Annotated in this window: 16 protein-coding genes; 9 read left to right on the plus strand and 7 right to left on the minus strand. The window is 70.0% G+C overall.

Annotated features, from left to right (window positions below; translation table 11 throughout):
* Window positions 1-19 precede the first annotated feature (19 nt).
* Entirely contained in the window at window positions 20-937 is a 918-nt protein-coding gene (locus AB7E03_RS10120) for a glycosyltransferase family 2 protein (protein WP_489941287.1), read from the minus strand.
* Window positions 938-1,039: 102 nt separating this feature from the next.
* Here AB7E03_RS10120 and AB7E03_RS10125 point away from each other — a divergent pair, with 102 nt between their 5' ends.
* Both AB7E03_RS10125 and AB7E03_RS10130 read left to right on the plus strand, forming a co-directional pair.
* Window positions 1,040-1,990: a glycosyltransferase family 2 protein gene (locus AB7E03_RS10125; protein ID WP_489941288.1), complete on the plus strand. Its 951-nt coding sequence runs from the start codon at window positions 1,040-1,042 to the stop codon at window positions 1,988-1,990.
* The gene (locus AB7E03_RS10130) at window positions 1,987-2,700 is read left to right on the plus strand and encodes a polysaccharide deacetylase family protein (RefSeq protein ID WP_489941289.1); all 714 of its coding nucleotides are present in this window, start codon (window positions 1,987-1,989) and stop codon (window positions 2,698-2,700) included. The genes AB7E03_RS10125 and AB7E03_RS10130 overlap by 4 nt, the downstream gene beginning before the upstream one ends.
* Here the strand turns inward: AB7E03_RS10130 and AB7E03_RS10135 are convergent.
* Window positions 2,690-3,742 carry a glycosyltransferase gene (locus tag AB7E03_RS10135; protein ID WP_489941290.1) on the minus strand — a complete coding sequence of 351 codons (1,053 nt, stop codon included), beginning with the start codon at window positions 3,740-3,742 and terminating at the stop codon, window positions 2,690-2,692. The genes AB7E03_RS10130 and AB7E03_RS10135 overlap by 11 nt on opposite strands.
* A 199-nt stretch (window positions 3,743-3,941) precedes the next feature.
* Here AB7E03_RS10135 and AB7E03_RS10140 point away from each other — a divergent pair, with 199 nt between their 5' ends.
* Entirely contained in the window at window positions 3,942-5,012 is a 1,071-nt protein-coding gene (locus AB7E03_RS10140) for a glycosyltransferase family 4 protein (protein WP_489941291.1), read from the plus strand.
* Window positions 5,009-6,367, plus strand: a complete 1,359-nt coding sequence (locus tag AB7E03_RS10145; RefSeq protein WP_489941292.1) for a lipopolysaccharide biosynthesis protein — start codon at window positions 5,009-5,011, stop codon at window positions 6,365-6,367. The genes AB7E03_RS10140 and AB7E03_RS10145 overlap by 4 nt, the downstream gene beginning before the upstream one ends.
* A gap of 40 nt (window positions 6,368-6,407) precedes the next feature.
* Here AB7E03_RS10145 and AB7E03_RS10150 read toward each other — a convergent pair whose 3' ends face one another.
* Window positions 6,408-9,056, minus strand: coding sequence for a right-handed parallel beta-helix repeat-containing protein (locus AB7E03_RS10150; RefSeq protein ID WP_489941293.1), 2,649 nt, complete (start codon window positions 9,054-9,056; stop codon window positions 6,408-6,410).
* A gap of 236 nt (window positions 9,057-9,292) precedes the next feature.
* Here AB7E03_RS10150 and AB7E03_RS10155 point away from each other — a divergent pair, with 236 nt between their 5' ends.
* The 4 genes from AB7E03_RS10155 (at window position 9,293) to AB7E03_RS10170 (ending at window position 11,665) form a co-directional block, all read left to right on the plus strand.
* On the plus strand, window positions 9,293-9,880 hold the full coding sequence (locus AB7E03_RS10155) for an arsenate reductase/protein-tyrosine-phosphatase family protein (RefSeq protein WP_489941294.1): 588 nt from the start codon (window positions 9,293-9,295) through the stop codon (window positions 9,878-9,880).
* A 105-nt stretch (window positions 9,881-9,985) separates the two neighbouring features.
* Window positions 9,986-10,408, plus strand: coding sequence for an FAD synthase family protein (locus tag AB7E03_RS10160; RefSeq protein ID WP_441780969.1), 423 nt, complete (start codon window positions 9,986-9,988; stop codon window positions 10,406-10,408).
* Window positions 10,409-10,613: 205 nt separating this feature from the next.
* A complete protein-coding gene (locus AB7E03_RS10165; RefSeq protein WP_489941295.1) occupies window positions 10,614-11,363 on the plus strand; it encodes a hypothetical protein in 750 nt (249 codons plus the stop codon).
* A 2-nt stretch (window positions 11,364-11,365) separates the two neighbouring features.
* On the plus strand, window positions 11,366-11,665 hold the full coding sequence (locus AB7E03_RS10170; protein WP_489941296.1) for a hypothetical protein: 300 nt from the start codon (window positions 11,366-11,368) through the stop codon (window positions 11,663-11,665).
* Window positions 11,666-11,721: 56 nt separating this feature from the next.
* On the opposite strand, the gene pip is transcribed toward AB7E03_RS10170, so the two are convergent.
* Both pip and ypfJ read right to left on the minus strand, forming a co-directional pair.
* Entirely contained in the window at window positions 11,722-12,678 is a 957-nt protein-coding gene (gene pip / locus AB7E03_RS10175; RefSeq protein WP_489941297.1) for a prolyl aminopeptidase, read from the minus strand.
* 32 nt (window positions 12,679-12,710) lie between these two features.
* The gene (gene ypfJ / locus AB7E03_RS10180) at window positions 12,711-13,601 is read right to left on the minus strand and encodes a KPN_02809 family neutral zinc metallopeptidase (RefSeq protein ID WP_489941298.1); all 891 of its coding nucleotides are present in this window, start codon (window positions 13,599-13,601) and stop codon (window positions 12,711-12,713) included.
* Window positions 13,602-13,666: 65 nt separating this feature from the next.
* Here ypfJ and AB7E03_RS10185 point away from each other — a divergent pair, with 65 nt between their 5' ends.
* Window positions 13,667-14,656, plus strand: coding sequence for a malate dehydrogenase (locus AB7E03_RS10185; RefSeq protein ID WP_489941299.1), 990 nt, complete (start codon window positions 13,667-13,669; stop codon window positions 14,654-14,656).
* Here the strand turns inward: AB7E03_RS10185 and AB7E03_RS10190 are convergent.
* Together AB7E03_RS10190 and AB7E03_RS10195 are read right to left on the minus strand one after the other, a co-directional pair.
* Window positions 14,653-16,761, minus strand: coding sequence for an acyl-CoA dehydrogenase family protein (locus AB7E03_RS10190; protein WP_489941300.1), 2,109 nt, complete (start codon window positions 16,759-16,761; stop codon window positions 14,653-14,655). The two genes, AB7E03_RS10185 and AB7E03_RS10190, sit on opposite strands and share 4 nt — an antisense overlap.
* A gap of 249 nt (window positions 16,762-17,010) precedes the next feature.
* Window positions 17,011-17,493, minus strand: coding sequence for a DapH/DapD/GlmU-related protein (locus AB7E03_RS10195; protein ID WP_489941301.1), 483 nt, complete (start codon window positions 17,491-17,493; stop codon window positions 17,011-17,013).
* Between the last annotated feature and the right edge of the window lie 199 nt (window positions 17,494-17,692).

A 17,692-nucleotide genomic window follows, 5' to 3' on the forward strand; every position in this document is an offset into this window, starting at 1 on the left:
TCCCCTTTTCGGGGGGCGTTCACCGAGACGTGCTGTTTCGCGCGGCCCGGAGACCGTCGCGGACACCCCGGAAGGCCGCCCACAGCGGCGCCGGCGAGCGCAGGAATTGGCGCCTCCCACCCTGCAGCAGCACCTCCCACGCGATCGGCAGCGAGGCACGTCTCCAGCGCTTCACGGCATCCCGGTCGAGGTTTCGGGATGCGAACACCAAGCGGTTGCGAATGTTGAAGTAATAGTAGGTGCTCGACTTCGCCTCGCCGCTCGTCGCGTGCCCGTCGCCCTGCGTGCCGCCTTCGGCATGCACCGCCGTCGCCTCTGGCACGACCTCGACTCGGCCACCGGCGCGACGTGCGCGGTACGAGAGCTCGACATCCTCCCAGTACAGGAAGTAGCCGTCGCAGAAGCCGTCGATCGCTCGCCACAGCTCCGCGGTGACGAGCAGGCAGGCGCCGCTCAGCCACTGCTCGACGTCGGTCAGCCCGAGCTGCTCGCGCTTGCGGGACGCCGTGATGCGTCCATCCGCCAGGTGCAGGTCGGATCCGTCGAACCAGACCGTGCCATCGGGGCGCAGAATGCGGGGAGCCAGCAGCGCGAGCGGCTCGTCGCCTGCGGTGGCCCGCAGCGTCTCGACGTCGGCCGGTTCGATGGTGGCGTCCGGGTTGAGCAGGAGCAGGTGGGTGGCGCCTTCCGCCAGCGCACGTTCGGCGCCGGCGTTCATCCCGAGCCCGAAGCCTAGGTTGCCGTCCGGCTCGACGAGCTCCCAGCCCTCCGCGGCGGAGAGGCGGCGCATCGTCTGACGCTCCTCGTCGGTGGTCCGGTTGTCGACGACGATGGTGCGCGCGCCGTCAAGCCGGCGGGTCAGCGGCGCGAGGTTCTGTTCGAGCAGGCGCGACGAGCCGTAGCCGACGACGATCACGGCGAGCCCGTCGAACGTCATCCTGCTCCCCCTCGTCCGGCCGCCCCCGTCCGGGCGCTGGCGTGAAGCCTATACCTGTGTGAGCATGGTGACTCCGCCACCCGACCCGAGGACCGGTACTCGATGACCGACCAGCGCCTGCCCGTGACGATCGCCGTGCCGACGTTCCACCGTCCCGACGAGCTACGCGTCCTGCTGCCGATGCTGCGCGCCCAGGCGGACGAGGTGGATGCGGCGGGCGCGACGGAGACCTCGGTCCTGGTGATCGACAACGACCCGGGCGCGAGCGGTCGAGTCGCGGCCGAGGAGGCGGGCGTCCGGTACGTCGTCGAGCCGCATCCCGGCATCGCCGCTGCCCGCAACCGTGCGCTCGACGAGAGCGCGGACTCACGTCTCCTGGCCTTCATCGACGATGACGAGCACCCGCATCCCGGCTGGCTGCGCGAGCTGATCCGCGTCTGGCGCATCTCGGAGCCCGCACTGGTCGCAGGCCGCGTCGTCGCCGAGTTCGAGCGTCCACCCGGCCGGTGGATCGAGGAGGGGCGCTTCTTCGTGCGCCGCTCCCTGCCGACCGGCACGCCGCTGAGCGTCGCCGCCGCCGGCAACCTGCTCCTCGATCTCGACCAGGTGCGCGAGAGCGGTCTGCGGTTCGCGCTCGACCTCGGGCTGAGCGGCGGCGAGGACACCCTGTTCAGCAGGCAGCTCGCCCGCGCCGGCTACCGGATGGTGTGGTGCAACGAGTCCGTGATCACCGACCTCGTCCCGGCCGCGCGCATCAGCCGCCGCTGGGTGCTCCGCCGCGCCTGGAGCCACGGCAACTCGGCCGCCGTCGTCACCGTCCGGCTGGCGTCCGGCCCTATCGGCACCCTGCTCGCGCGCGTCCGCGCCGCGGTCGGAGGCGCGGGTCGCATCGTGCTCGGCGTCGCCCGCACAGCAGTCGGAATCGTGCTCCGCTCCCCCGGCCATCAGGCCCGCGGCTCCCGTGCGGCGTACCGCGGCGCCGGGATGGTGTGGGCGGCGTTCGGCGGTGTCTACCAGGAGTACGCCCGCCCGACCGACGGGTCTGAGGCGTGAGCGCGAGAAACCGGGCGGTCGCCTTCGTCCGTCGTGTCGGCGGCCCGTTCGGTTCGGTGATGCGCGTCCGCACCGAGGAGCCGGTCGTCGTAGCGACGTTCGATGACGGACCGTCCTTCCGCACGGCCGGTGTGCTTCAAGCGCTGGCGGATGCCGGCGCGACAGCGACGTTCTTCGTCCTGCTGACGCGGACCCGGCGCGACCCGGGACTGCTCGACGACATCCTCGGGGCGGGTCACGAGGTCGCCCTGCACGGACCCGATCATCGCCGGCTGACGACCGTCCCGCCGGAGACCCTCTCCGGCCGGATGCGCGACTCCCGAGCAGAGCTCGAAGACCTGACGGGGCGGCACATCCGCTGGTTCCGTCCGCCGTACGGCGCACAGAGCCTCCGCTCCTGGCGCGCAGTGAAGGCGGCAGGCATGGAGCCGGTGTTGTGGGGACCCACCCTCGCCGACTGGCGCGATGCCCCGCACGACGAGCGGATGCGCCTGGCGCTGGCCGCCGACCGGGGCGCGATCATCCTCGGCCACGACGGTCACGCCGACGCGGTCGACGGCGTCGACGACGGACCGGCTCCGCGGCTCGACCACGGCGCTCTGCTGTCCGAGGTGACCGCCGGCTACGCGGCCCGCGGCCTCCGCTTCACCTCGCTCGGAGAAGCCGCGGCGAAGGGACGGCTCGTCCGGGAGGCGAGCTTCAGGAGCTGATCGGCTCGCGCGCGGCTCGCTGTCCGGCGGTGCGTCCGCGCCGTACCAGCGAGATCGCCCGCCGGTACGCCGCCTCGTGCTGCGGTCCGGTGTCCGACCACGACCGGGCGCTCAGGTCCGGATGCCCGTCCACGCCGGCCGCCCGCGCCACCGCATCCCGGAGCACCTCGGGCGTCAGCTCCGCATAGCGCTGCACCCACTGCTGTCCGACCTCGTCGGCGAGCGCGGCGGTCGTCTCGTTGTCCGGCACGAGCACCGGCCGGTCGAGCGACAGCGCGGTCAGAACGCCGCCGGAGTTATGCATGTCGCGGTACGGCAGCACGATCAGCTCGCTGCGGCCGACGACGTCGGCGAGTTCCGCATCCTGCAGGAAAGCCAGCTGCACGCGCACCCGCGGGTCGAGGTCTGCGAGCTCGCGGACGGTGGCCGCCAGCTCGTCGCTGGACGGCTTGCCCGCGACGGTCAGCCGCAGGTCGTCCCCCGGCGTCTGCGCGAAGACTTCGAGCAGCTGCTCCACTCCCTTATACCGGCGGATGAGGCCGAAGTAGCCGAGTCGGCCGCGCTCGCGTCCGGGCCTCGGATAGCGGCCGAACCATTCCCGGTAGTCGCCGTGGAGGATCGTCTCGTACGCCGCGTCCGCCGCGAAGGGCGTCGTCGGGTTGAGCCGGATGCGCAGTGCCGTCCACCGGTCGAACCAGCGGAGCAGCGCGCGTTCCCGTCGCGAGATGCCCTCGGGCAGGTGAAGGTTGTGCACGGTCCGCACGATCGGGGTCCGCGTCAGTCGCAGCTTGAGGAGGAGCACGGCCGTCAACCCCTGCCGGACCAGGGCCTTCAGCGGGCTCTGCCCCGCGACCAGGATCTCGGGCCAGTGCGCGTGGAACACGTCGTACCGGCCGAGGAGGGCGCGCTTCCAGGAGAACGTGCGCACTTCGAGCCCGGGGGTGGCCGCGAGGGCGTCACGCAGCATCACGATGTACGGGTTGGTCGTGGGCCTCGGATCGGGGAAGGACTGCTGGACGACGATTCGCTCGGGCTCGGTCATGGTGCGACCAACTTTAGGGGCGGTACGCATCCAGAGCCAGCACTCACCCCCAAGACTGGGTGCATTTGTGAGAATGTCTCGTTATTTGACGCCGGGCTCCCTAAACTCGGCTCAAGAGGCCCGACACCCGACTCGACGGCCCCGAGCAGACCCGGAGCGGCCCGTGGCGACTGAAGCGCCAACCCTTCACCACCAGCACGTGCGACTGTACGACCAGGTGCGCAGCGTGCACCTCGAACGTGCCCACGAGCTCGACCCCGCGGCCATCGTGTACCGCGTCAAGCGGTACGACTTCGACCCGCAGCTCGCCACCGGCATCGAGCTCGCCCAGGCGGGCACCCTCGGCGCGGCGCGGATCGCGCTGCGCAGCCGGATCACCCGCGTCGAGGTGGACGAGCCGCTGTACCTGGATTCCCTGCCCCGCACGGCGGCGATGCTCGCCGCGCTCGGACTGAAGCGTCTCTTCGGCGCCCCGCGTGCCCAGGTCGCGACCTACGCGATCGAGAACCTAGACCCGTTCGCCGCCCGGCCGCCGCGCCTGCGCAGCCGCATCCGTCGCACCCTCGAGCGGATGCTCTCCTCCTACATCTGGCACCGGCTCGACACCGTGGTCTACGGCACGCCGGGCGCCCGCGACCTCTACGGCGAGCGGTTCGCCCGCCGGCCCCGGCGCCAGCTGACGGTCGAAGCGCTGCCCAGCCCGTGCCACTGCGACGAGGGACGGACGGTGCTGCGCGACCCCGACGGCGTCGTCTTCCTCGGCTCGTTCTCACCGCGAAAGGGCTTCGGCGACGTGCTCGCCGCCTGGCCGGCGATCCGCTCCCGGCGGGGGGGCGCCACGCTGACCCTCATCGGGTCGGGCGGGATGCTGGAGCAGGCGGAGGCCGCCGCAGCGGAGGACCCGTCCATCCGGCTGATCGTCGACCCGCCCCGCGACGTCATCCACACCGAACTGTTGCGCGCGCACGTGCTCGTGCTGCCCTCTCGCCGCGTCGGCGGCTGGCGGGAGCAGATCGGCCTGCCGCTGGTGGAGGCGCTCGCTCACGGCTGCGAGGTGGTCACGACCTCCGAGACCGGCATCGCCGAGTTCCTCATCGATGCCGGCCACCTCGTCCTCCCCGGTGACGCCGACGCCGCGCGGATCGCCGACGGGGTGGACGCCGCCCTCGGCCGTCACCGCAGCACGGCGGACATCCGTTCGGCGCTGCCGCGAGTCGACGGTCGCATCGCTGCCGGCCGCGCGCTCTTCGACGACCGGCCGACCGCATGACCACCGTCAAGGCCCCGCGCAAGCACGGGATGGTGCGCGCCGTCGGCTCGACGGCCGTCATCAAAGTCGTTGTCATGGGTCTGTCGGGCCTGATCGGCATCGTCAACAGCCGGCTCATCATCCAGAACTTCGGCACCGACGCCTACGCGCAGTACGGCCTGCTGGCCGCACTGCCCGCGCTGCTGCCGTTCGCCGATCTCGGGATCGCGGCGGTCGTCATCAACGCCGTCGCGGGATCCGACAAGCCGGCGTCCGACCGCCTGGTGCGCAGCACCATCGTGACGGCGTTCCGCATCCTGCTCACCTCCGCTGCCGCGATCGTCGGCGTCGGCATCGTGATCTCTGTCCTCGGCTGGTGGCCGGTCATCCTGGGCGGCGCCCTGCTGCCCGACGGCGGCAGCCTCGCGGCGTTCCTCTGCCTGGGGACGTTCGCGCTCGTCCTGCCCCTGACGGTCGGCTCGCGCGTGCTCGTCGGCCTCGGCCGCACCAGTCTGCAGACCGCCAGCCAGGCGGTCGTCGCGCCCGCGATGTTCCTCGGCCTCGCCACCCTCGTCGCCCTGTCGGCGCCGGCCGGGAGCTTCCTCGCGGTGCTCTCCTACATCGCGAACGGACTGGCGTCGTTCATCTGCCTCCTGCTCGCAGCGCGCATGATCCGCCCGCAGATCGGGAAGGCGCTCCGCGAGGTGCCGTTCCCACGGCGCTATCCCGGGGTCCCGGCCATGGGCGTCGCCTGGCCGATGCTCGTGCAGATGATCGCCCTCCCGATCGCGATGCAGACCGACCGGCTCCTGCTCAGCCACCTCACCACCGGCACCGAGCTCGCGCAGTACAACCTCGCATCCCAGTTGTTCGGCCTGGTCGTTCAGACGATCGCCGCGGCGGGCATCGCGCTCTGGCCGATCTACGCGAAGGCGCGCTCGGAGTCGCGCATCGAGTCGCCGATGAAGCCGACGCTGTGGTTCCTCGCCGGCGGCCTGGGCCTCGGCCTCGCGCTCGCGGCGATCTCGCCGTACCTCACGCACTTCATCGCGGGCGACCGCTTCACCCTCGACCCGTGGCTGGTCGGCGGGTTCGTCGTGTTCGTCGCCCTGCAGGCCGCGAAGTACCCGGCCGGCATGTACATGACCGACAAGCGCGGGCTCACGTTCCAGGTGTGGCCGATCCTCGCCAGCGTGCCGCTCAACCTCGTGCTGTCGTGGTGGCTGATCGGCGTCATCGGCGCGGGCGGACCCATCGTCGGCTCCGCCATAAGCGTTGCCCTCTGCCAGGTGATCCCCAACCTCTGGTACGTCACACACGACCTCGGCCGCCGCCGGGCTGAAGTGCCCGGCGACGGCCGAGGGGACGTGCTGTAGAGACGACCGGAGTTCCAGTCACCCGGTGATCAGCGCGTGATCACCAGGCGCCGACGTGGACGGATCCGGCCGGCTTGCCGATGAGCGACGCGAGGTCCGCCGGGAGCCCGGTGGCCGCGCCCGTCACAGACGCCAGCAGCTGGGAGGGTGCGAGCGACGGTGCGTTCTCGTTGACCGTCGAGTGCGCCTCCTGGCCGGTGGCCGCGGTGAACGCCGAGAAGGTCGAGTACACGGCCGGGTCGCCGGCTCCGCGGGACCAGATCACCGCCCAGCTGGGCGAGGATGCGGAGGTGCGGCGGTACACGTTGTAGTCGCTGGACACCTGCAGGCGCTCGGCCGAGTACTGGTGCGAGTAGTCCTCGACGCAGAGCAGGCAGTTGCCCGAGCCACCGGAGATGATGTTGTTCCGGATCGTGGTGGGACCGGTGATCCAGGTCATCGTCGGGTCCGGGAATGCCTGCCGCGGGTCGTGGCCGGCGTCCGACGCGTTGTTCCCGCGCCGCGAGTCCTGGGTGATGTCCAGGTTCCGGGCGTTGTCGCTCAGCGTGTTGTTCCAGACCTTGGCGTTACTGATGTCGTTCAGCTTGATGCCGGCGGAGGTGTTGCGCGACGAGACGTTGTCCACGAGGGACGCGTTCGCCGAGATCTCCAGCACGATGCCGTTGCCGGCGTTGCCGATGGAGTCGTTGTGCGAGATGGTCATGCCGTACACCGACTCGTCCATCCACAGGCCGTGCGACTGGTTGCGAACGAACGCGCTGTTGCGGACATCGATGATGCGCGACCGGGTGATCTTCACGCCTCCCGAGACGGGCGAGGTGTTGAAGTGCTCCGCGTTGTTCCCCGCGGCCAGCACGTGGTCGAGGGTCAGGTGGTCGGAGCCGTTGGCGTGCACACCGAGCAGACCGTTGCGGGCGGCCGTGACCGAACGCAGCGTGTTGCCGTCACCACCGAGCGAGACGCCGGTCGTGGCGTTGTCCGTGAACGCGACGTTCTCGAACAGCGCGCCGCCCTTGTACGCCGTGACCGTGCCCATGTCGGGCACCGAGGGAGCGTAGCGGCGGACGCCGACGCCCTTCAGCGTGAAGCCGGCGGAGCCGACGCTGATGGCCTTCTGGAGGTCACTGGCGCGCACCTGCTGGCCGCCCGGGTTGGTGCCGAGCACGAGCTGCTTGGCGCCGGTGTCGTAGAAGAACGTGCCAGCGCGAACCTGCGAACGGCTCGCCACCTGCTGCTGCGCAGCCGAGCCGATCCACACCTGGTCGGGGTGGGCGGCCATCGGGTACGACGAGTTCAGCCACTGCCAACCCGGAGTCGTGCTGTCGCCCGATCCCCGGTCGTACGTGGGGCTCGAGTCGAAGACGTGGTTCCAGTTGCCGGCGACCCAGGTCGAGCCGCTCTGCGCCCAGCCGCTCACGACGGAGCTGCCGTCGAGGTAGGCGGCCTCCTTCGGGTACGACTGGATGGTCAGCTTCTTGTTACCGGGGACCGTCAGCGACTCGTGGTAGTTGCCTTCTCGCAGCACGATGGTCGCGCCGCTCGGGGCTGCGTCGATCGCGTGCTGGACGGTGCGGAACGGGGCCGACGCGTTGCCGGCCGCGCTGTCCGAACCGTTCGGAGCGACCACGATGGCGCCAGAGGGCACCGGGTACGAGGTCGTGCCGATAGCGGCAGCCCCGGTCGCGAACCGCGTACCGGAGGTGTCGATGCTCGGGTCGCCTGCGGGGGCCGGATCGGCCGGCGTCGGGTCGGTGACCGGCGGCGTCGGCTGAGTCGGCTGAGTCGGCTCTGCCGGCTGGCTCGGCGTCGGCGTCGGGGTGGGCGTCTGCGTCGGCGTCGTCGTGGGGGTCGGCGTCGGCGTCGGCGTCTGGTCGACCGGCTTCAGCGTCGCCCCGGTCAGCGAGTCGAACGCGACCGGCTCTGCGGCCGTCGACCCGGAGACGTACGACCACGCAGCGAGCGTGCCCGACGCGGTGAGACGCTTCGCGCTGGAGTCGTCCGCGACGGCCTGCCAGTTGGGAGTGCTCTGGCCGTCGAGCCAGGCACGCGCCTGCAGGTGGACGGGGTTGGACCCGGTCGCCTGGAACTCGAGGCGCACGGAGGCGCCCGGCTTCAGGCCGGTCGCGACGCGGATCTCCTTGCCGACCGTCGTCTGGTCGGCGGTGGAGCCGTTGATCCGGAGGATCGTCAGCGTCAGGGCACCGGCCGCGTTCACGCGGACGTTGGCCTGGTAATAGGAGCCGCCGGAGACGCGGGTCTGGACGCCGGCGAAGAGGCCGTTCCCGCCGGTGGGCAGGCGCGGAATGTCGATCGTCGCCGAGGTGGTGACATCGGCCGCCGTGACCGACGGCAGGGCCGCGGTCAGCGACGTGCCCGGACGCGGTAGCGCCATGCTGCCTGCGCTTCCGGTGGCCGAGAAGGCCGAAGCGCCCGACGTCTTGTAGGCGCCGCCGATCGGTGCGCTGCCCCATCCACTCGCCATGACGCGCGAGAAGTCGTCGGAGACCAGGGGGCTCCCGACGACGTAGTTGGAGGGTGCAGCAGACGCAGTGATCGCCGGCAGGCCGACGACCGCGAGACCGGCGATGGCCAGTGTCGAGGTCGAGGCGACCAGGATGTTGCGGGGTGAGATTCGGGGGGCGGGGGATTTTGCGGTGTTGGTGAGGCGGTGTCTGGCCTTGCGGACCATGGACTGTCTTCCAATACTGATAGTTCGCGAACAGAAAAACACAGAGGTGAGACCAGGCCTTCTGCGCGGATTGGAGAGACGCTAACACGAGGTTCGGCGGAATGGCGAACAAAATCACTGAGTTTACCTCACGTACCTGATCTTCTCCATGGATCGAACACCCCCCATTCGGGTGGCCCAGCGCCCCAGCGGCGAACTCCCGGATGAGGTTGTGAGGTTTCCGGGAGAATGGTTCCATGCCCGAATCCGGCCCCTTCCGCATCCTCACCGTGTGCACCGGCAACATCTGCCGATCACCCGCGATGGAGTTCCTGCTCGCCGACGCGCTCCGCCCCGACGGCCGGTTCGAGGTCCGATCCGTCGGCACGCACGCCGAGGTCGGCTGGCCGGTGAACCCCCCGATGGACGTGCTGCTGGAAGATCGCGGCATCGACGTCGCCGATTTCGCCGCTCGCCAGGCGAACAGAGGGATTCTGGCCGAAGCGGACCTCGTTCTGACGGCCACGCAGCAGCATCTGGCGTGGGTCACCGAGCACGAGCCGCGGCTGGTGCGGCGAGCGTTCACGATGACCGAGTTCGCGGACGCGATCGCCGGCGCACCGGCGGGCCTGGAGCTCCGGGAGCTGGTGGCGTGGGCGGCGGCGCACCGGCCCGCGCTACGCGTCCGCTCGCTCGGCGCAGCGACCCGGCGCGGCTACGACGAAGGCGACATCCTCGACCCGTACGGCCGGGGCGATGCCGCCTATCGCGCTGCGCTCGGTCAGATAGAACCCCTGGTGGGACGCATAGCGCCCCTTCTTTTGGGGGCGCCGCAGGCGGCCTGACGGGCCGCTCCGGGCGGCCGGCACGTTCCCCGAAACCTCGTGGTGACAAATCCTCACTAATCCGACAGAATAGGTGAGGATAACTCAACCCGAGGGGGGAAGCCCGTGACCCGACGTGTCGGCTACGCCGCAGGAGCGTTCGATCTGTTCCATATCGGACACCTGAACATCCTGAAGCACGCCAAGAGCCAGTGCGACTACCTGATCGCGGGCGTCGTCTCCGACGAGATGCTGGAGCTCACCAAGGGCATCAGCCCGGTCATCCCCCTGGCGGAGCGCCTCGAGATCGTGAGCAGCATCGAGTACGTCGACGAGGCGGTCGCCGAGACGGTCCCGGACAAGCTGGACACCTGGCGGGAGCTGCAGTTCGACGTCTTCTTCAAAGGCGACGACTGGCGCGGCACCGAGAAGGGCCTCCGCCTCGAGCGCGAGTTCGCGGCCGTGGGCGTCGAAGTCGTGTACTTCCCCTACACGATGACCACGTCATCCACCCAGCTACGGAAGGCGCTCGCGGTCCTCGCCGGCTGAACGGCTACTCGGCGAACCGGTCCGTCGCCTCCACCAGCGCATCCAGGATGCCCGGCTCGTCGAACGCGTGCCCCGCATCCGGGATCATGCGCAGCCGCGGCTACCTCATAGTCCTGCAAGCCTCCTGAAATACCGACATTTCTATGTCGTATACGTTGCCGTCTACCGCCCATACGGCGGCGCAACAATCGAAGGAGATGTCCACATGCACCGACTGGCGAAAGTGACCGCCACAAGCGGTATCGCACTCTCCTTGGCACTCGGAGCTGGGGTTGCCGCGGCGAACGCCGATGAAGGACCCGACTCGGCTGAGGTCGTGTTCGACGAGTTCGTGGAAGCGCTGAAGGTCAACGAAGCCACGGACGCTGCGCTCACGCAGAAGTTCAACCGGCTGCCCGACGCTGAACAGGAGCGGCTTGCGGACGCGATCGAGGAGAACCCGCTGTCCGTGCTCGACCTCACAGCCGGCGAGCCGAAACTGACCTCCGGCACGGCAACCGCCGCCGAACCGGCGCTGGCGCCCGAGAACGCCACCTCGGCCAAGCGGGCAACACGAAGCATTGCGACTGCTGCAGCGAAGCCGACGGCACCAAACGTTGCCAGCGGACTCCACATTCAGACTGTCGCATCCAACCCTCGGTACACCGCCACTTACCCGGTGAACGCGAGCCTGTTCGGGATCACCACCGGCACCTTCACCATGCGATACGTCTTCGAAGCCACCTCAACTGCCGTCACCCGCAACCTGGAGTGCACCGGCTGGTTCACCGGGGCAGCCGGAATCTGGAACATCGGTACGAGCCAAAGCAACTACATCTCGGGCGGCACGGGTGTCTGCACGGTCAACTACCGGATGTCGTTGGCCTTCAAGGGGAGTTTCTTCTCGGCCAACAAGCAGCAGCAGCTCCAGTACAAGGGCACCAGGCTCACCAGTGCGACCCTGAAGAACATCTAGCCATGACCGCGCCTGCCGAACCTCACAGCCGTAGTAGCGCAACCGACCGATGGCTACTGGTCGCCTCCGTCGTCGTTAGCGGGATGGCCGTGTTCGCGCCAATTGCTCTCATCGGTGCGGTCGGTCTCTTGGTCTGGGTATCCGTGCGCTTGGCCCGTCAACGGCCTCGTTCCGTGGCGCTGCTGACGACCTCGATTATCGTGCTCAGTTTGTCGATCGTCATTGCACTGGGAATCGGCATCGCTGCCGCCACTGTTTCCGATTCGGGCACAGGGAACGTGACCCTCACCCCGGGCGGATAGTCCGCCGATGACTCACGCCCGTACTCCCCAGCTCGCGGTCCTCGCCGGCTGAACGGCTACTCGGCGAACCGGTCCGTCGCCTCGACCAGCGCATCCAGGATGCCCGGCTCGTCGAACGCGTGCCCCGCATCCGGGATCATGCGCAGCTCCGCCTCCGGCAGCGCCCTGTGGAGGTCCCAGGCCGTCATCGGCGGCGTGCAGACGTCGTAGCGCCCCTGCACGATGACCGTCGGGATGCCGGCGAGCGTGGGCGCATCACGGATCAGCTGCCCCTCCTCGAACCAGCCGCCGTTGATGAAGAAGTGGTTCTCGATGCGCGCGAACGCGACAGCGTACGAGCCCTGCGTGAACGTCTCCACCAGGTCAGGGCGAGGGAGCAGCGTGATCGTCGAGGACTCCCAGCGCGACCAGGCCACCGCGGCCGGCTCGTGCACCGCGGGGTCGGGGTCGGTCAGCAGCCGGTGGTACGCGCGCATCAGGTGCGAGCGCTCCTCCGTGGGGACCGGCTCCAGGAAGCCCTCCCAGAGGTCGGGGAAGAGGGCGGACGCGCCGCCCTCGTAGAACCAGTCCAGCTCCTGTGCCCGGAGCGTGAAGATGCCGCGCAGCACCAGCTCGGTCACCGTCTCCGGGTGCGTCTCCGCGTAGGCGAGCGCCAGCGTGCTGCCCCAGGAACCGCCGAACACCTGCCAGCGCTCCACGCCCAGGTGCTCGCGGAGACGCTCGATGTCCTCCACCAGGTGCCACGTCGTGTTCACCGACAGATCGGCCTCGGGCTCGCTGGCGTGCGGGAGGCTGCGCCCGCACATTCGCTGATCGAACAGCACGATGCGGTAGCGCTCCGGATCGAACAGCCGGCGGTGCGCCGGGGCGGTCGCGCCGCCCGGGCCGCCGTGCAGGAAGACGACCGGTTTCCCCTCCGGGTTTCCGCTGGTCTCCCAGTACAACTGCTGGCCGTCGCCCACGTCCAGCATGCCGCTGTCGTAGGGCTCGATCTCGGGATACAGGGTCCGCATGGGTTGAGGCTAGCGTCAGACGGGGCCGGACATCACAGACGTGAGCCTGCGACCGAGAACGTGTCGCACGCGCCGGCGCCCTGACGGTAGCCCGTCGTGAACCAGCGCTGCCGCTGCTCGGCCGACCCGTGCGTCCATCCTTCGGGGTCGACGCTGCCGGTCGATGCCTGCTGGATGCGGTCGTCGCCGACCGCGGCGGCGGCGCTCAGAGCATCTTTGATCTGCGCGTCGGTGATCGGCTCGAGGAACGGCCGCCCGTTCTCGTCCGCCGTCGTGGATGCCGCCCCCGCCCAACTGCCGGCGAAGCAGTCGGCCTGAAGCTCGGTGCGCACGCTGTCGGAGGTCGGACCGGTCTCGCGACCCGAGTGCTGCTCCATGATCCCGCCGATGTTCTGGATGTGGTGCCCCCACTCGTGCGCGACCACGTACATCTCCGCGAGCGGACCGCCGCTCGCACCGAACCGGGACCGCAGCTCGTCGAAGAAGCCGGTGTCGACGTACAGCGTGCGGTCGGGCGGGCAATAGAACGGGCCGACAGCGCTCGTCGCCGAACCGCAGGCCGTGCCCGTCTGGTCGGTGAACAGCACGAACTCCGGCGACGAGTAGTTACCGCCGAGCTGTGGGAGCTCCTTCGACCAGTAGGTCTCCAGCGACGCCGCTGCGCCCTGCATGCGGCAGTCGACGCTAGCGTTCGCCTCGGCGCCGGTCTTGCAGTCCACGGCCTGGTCGCGCGTGCCGATCTGCTGGCTGCTGCCGCTCGCGTCCTGTCCCCCGACCAGGCCCGTGAGGTCCACTCCGAGCAACTGGGCGACCAAGAAGATGGCGACGGCGCCCAGCCCCACCCCACCGGTCGCGATTCCTGCGGTGCGGCCGCGGCGGCGCACCCGGCCGCCGCTGATGTCGGCATTCGGATCGAACGTCATGCCGCACACCGTACGCCGCGATCGGGGTGGTCCTCGGGCGGACGGCGCGGTCTAGGCTCGGCGGCGTGAGCGCATCCACCACCCCTGTGAACGTCACCGTGACCGGCGCGGGCGGGCAGATCGGCTACGCGCTGCTCTTCCGCATCGCCTCCGGACAACTGCTCGGGCGGGACACCCCCGTCCACCTCCGGCTGCTCGAGATCCCCGCCGGGCTTCGGTCGGCGGAGGGCACGGCGCTGGAGCTCGAGGACGGCGCGTACCCGCTGCTCCACGGCATCGATGTGACCGACGACGCCCGCGCCGCGTTCGACGGCGTGAACGTCGCACTGCTCGTCGGGGCGCGTCCGCGCGGACCAGGGATGGAACGCAGCGACCTGCTGGAGGCCAACGGTGCCATCTTCGGTCCGCAGGGCGAGGCGATCAACGCGGGTGCGGCATCCGATGTGCGCGTACTCGTCGTCGGCAACCCGGCCAACACCAACGCGCTCATCGCCGCAGCGCACGCACCGGACGTTCCGCCGGAACGGTTCACGGCGATGACCCGCCTCGACCACAACCGCGCCGTCGCGCAGCTCGCGCGTCACCTGCACGTGCGCGTGCGCTCGATCGGCGGGGTCATCGTGTGGGGCAACCACTCGGCCAGCCAGTATCCCGACCTGACGCATGCGACGGTGGATGGGCGCCCAGCCATTGACCTGGTGGACGAGCGGTGGCTGGCCGAGGAGTACATCCCGCGGGTCGCCAAGCGCGGCGCAGAGATCATCGAGGTTCGCGGCTCGTCCTCGGCGGCCTCGGCGGCGAGCGCGGCCATCGACCACGTGCACGACTGGATCAACGGCACCGGGGGCCGCTGGACCAGTGCGGGCGTGGTCTCGGACGGCTCGTACGGGGTGCCCGAGGGGCTGGTGTCGTCGTTCCCGGTGCGTTCGGCCGACGGCTCGTGGGAGATCGTGCCGGACCTCGCCATCGACGCGTTCTCGCGCGAGCGCATCGACGCCTCCGTCGCCGAGCTCGTGGCCGAGCGCGACGCCGTCCGCGCCCTGGGACTGATCTAGCGCTTCTTCTGGGACTTCTCCTGCTCGGGGAGGGTGCCGGCGGCGCGGCGCTCGGCGTAGTACGCGCGGGCCTCGGCCTGACGCTCCGCCTCCGCGCCGGACGCGATCTTCGCCCGGACGAGCTCCGGGCCGTAGCCGAACGCATCCACCAGGTCGACGGCGTGCGGACGGATGCGCGTCAGCAGCCGGTCGATGTACGCCTCGACGGCCTGCGCGCGCTGCGGCGAGAGGCGTCCGTTCATCAGGTACCAGGCGAGGTGCTTCTCGATCAGGCCGAAGCCGAACAGGTCGCGCAGCCACGTGAGCACCTGCTTCGTGCCGGCGTCGGGAGCCTGCTCCAGGGCGTCGGTGAACGCCTCCCACTGCAACAGTTCGGCGTGGGCGCGCGCCGCCTCGATCAGCTCGTTCTGCTGCGAGTTGAACAGGTCGGCCGCGGCCTTCTTGCCCAGCTTCGAGGCGGGACGGAGGCGGCCCGCGATCTGCGCGATCATCGTCGCGACCCGGTCGGTGAGCAGCTCGCGCTGCGTCGCCGGCTCCTGCAGCCAGTTGACCGCACGCGCGGTCGACCCGAAGTCGCGGACCGTCTGGGCGACACTCCGCAGCCCCGACCCGTGGTACGCCTTCCCGGCCGCCTGGGTGACGACGTACCGGGCGAGGGCGCCGGCGTCCGCCTTGGCGAACTTGCGGCTGTAGTCGGTCAGCAGGCGCTTGGCGACGAGCTGCAATAGGACGTTGTTGTCGCCCTCGAAGGTGACCCAGATGTCGAGGTCCTGGCGGAGCGACGTGAGCCGGTTCTCGGTGAGGAACCCGGAGCCGCCGCACGCCTCGCGCGCCTCCTGCAGCGTGTCGAGCGCGTGCCAGGTGCTGAGCGGCTTCAGCGCCGCAGCGATGGTCTCGAGGTCCTGCCGGTCGGTGTCCGTGTCGGTCCGGCCGCTGAACACGTCGTCGAACTTGCGCAGGAAGACCTCGTGGGCGAAGCTCGCCGCGTACGTGGTGGCGAGCAGGGGCAGCAGCCTGCGCTGGTGCCGCTGGTAGTCGAGGATGACCTCCTCGTCGGTGGGGCTCCCCGCCGTGAACTGCCGGCGCTGGTCCGCGTACGTGATCGCGATCTTCAGGCCGATCTTGGAGGCGATCACCGCGGAGCCGTCGAGCGACACGCGACCCTGCACCAGCGTCCCGAGCATCGTGAAGAAGCGGCGGCCGGGGCTCTCGATCGGCGAGGTGTAGGTGCCGTCCTCCGCCACATCCCCGTACTTGTTGAGCAGGTCCGTGCGCGGGATGCGGACGCCGGTGAAGTGCAGGCGGCCGTTGTCGATGCCGTTCAGGCCACCCTTCTGGCCGTCGTCCTCGCCGCCGATGCCGGGCAGGAAGTCGCCGTTCGCATCGCGGATCGGGACGTAGAAGGCGTGCACGCCGTGGTTGACGTTCTTCGTGATCAGTTGGGCGAAGACCACGGCTGCCGTGGCGTCGACCGCCGCGTTGCCGAGGTAGTCCTTCCAGGCTCCACGGAACGGAGTGTCGATGACGAACTCCTGCGTCTCCGGGTCGTACGTCGCGGTCGTGCCGACGCTCGCGACGTCGGAACCGTGCCCCGTCTCCGTCATGGCGAAAGCGCCGGGAACCTCCAGCGACATGATCGCGGGGAGGTACTTCTGGTGGTGGCGCTCGGTGCCGAGGTGCATCACCGCGGAGCCGAACAGGCCCCACTGCACGCCCGACTTGATCTGCACCGACGGGTCGGCTGCCACCAGCTCCTCGAACGCGGCGATGTTGCCGCCGTTGTCCTCCTGGCCGCCCACCGACTTCGGGAAGGCGCGGTGCACCTGGCCGTTCTCCACCAGCAGTTTCAGCTGCCCGAACACGCGCGTGCGGTGGTCGGCGACCGACAGCCCCTCCTGCTTTTGCATCTCAGGACGCGAGGAGAGCTCCCGCGAGGCGAGGCGAGCCTCGGCCCAGTCGCCGAGCAGCTGACGGCCGAGCGCCTCCACGTCGACGCGCGGCGCTGCGCCGGCGGGCGGAGTCGTCCGAGTGGATGCGGGCGCGGGGGAAGCGGCGGAGGTGGATGCGGGGGTCGCGCTGGGGACGCGTTCGGCAGTGTCGACCATGACCTCTCCTAACGAAAATCGTGGAATGCCGCCACGCTACGACCCGGCCCTAGGGAACCGGAAAACGTCGGTGCGCCGCCTACAAAGGGCGGGTCGGACGCCCGACCTTCTGTTTGTGGGAACCTCCAAATGCGGTGCCCTGGGGCGTGACATCGCGCACAACGCCGCCGTCGGCCGGAACGCGCGAAAAAGCGCCGCCCCGGAGGTCGGGGCGACGCTTTCGCTTCGCTGGTGGCAGCGTTGCAGCCGCTAGGCCGCGCGGCGCGACGTCCGCGGAGCGCGAGTGTCGCGCTGCTGCGGGCGGGGCGGACGCAGCGGGGTGGTCAGGGCCGCACGGGCGGCCGCCGCTCCGCGCAGCTCGATGACGGCGCCGGCGGGCACCTGGGTGTCGCGCTCGACGCGCGCACCGTTGCCGACCATGGCGTTCTCGCCGAGCTTCACACCGCTGCCGAGCTTCACACCGCTGCCGACGACGCATCCCGCGCCGACGTGGACGTTCGCGCCGACGAAGGCGCGGTCGCCTACCGTCGCGCGCTTGTCGATCCAGCTTCCGGCGCCGATGTACGCCTCCATGCCGACGCGCGCGTCGGCCTCCACGTACGCGGTCGGCTCGATGTAGGCCGACTCGGCCACTCGCGCGGTCGGCGAGACGAGTCCCCTGCCGTTCGCGTGACGCTTGTACTTGATGACGGCGCCGGTCTCATCCTCGAGCTCTTCGATCATTCGTGCCATCTACCGTTCCTCCTTCGAGATCGCCGCAGTAATCGTTCAATGTCATAACGCCGGGCGGCCGGAAAAGATTCCCTGGTCCCCCGCCGGAACGACGGACGGTACGCCGCCGTTGCGCGCCTGCAAAGGGGGCAGAGTCTTCACGACCACGGAACCGTCGCCCGCGGCAGGTCACCTGCGCGTCGCCCGGCGTTCACCCTCG

The sequence above is a fragment of the Leifsonia sp. RCC_180 genome, assembly GCF_058138205.1.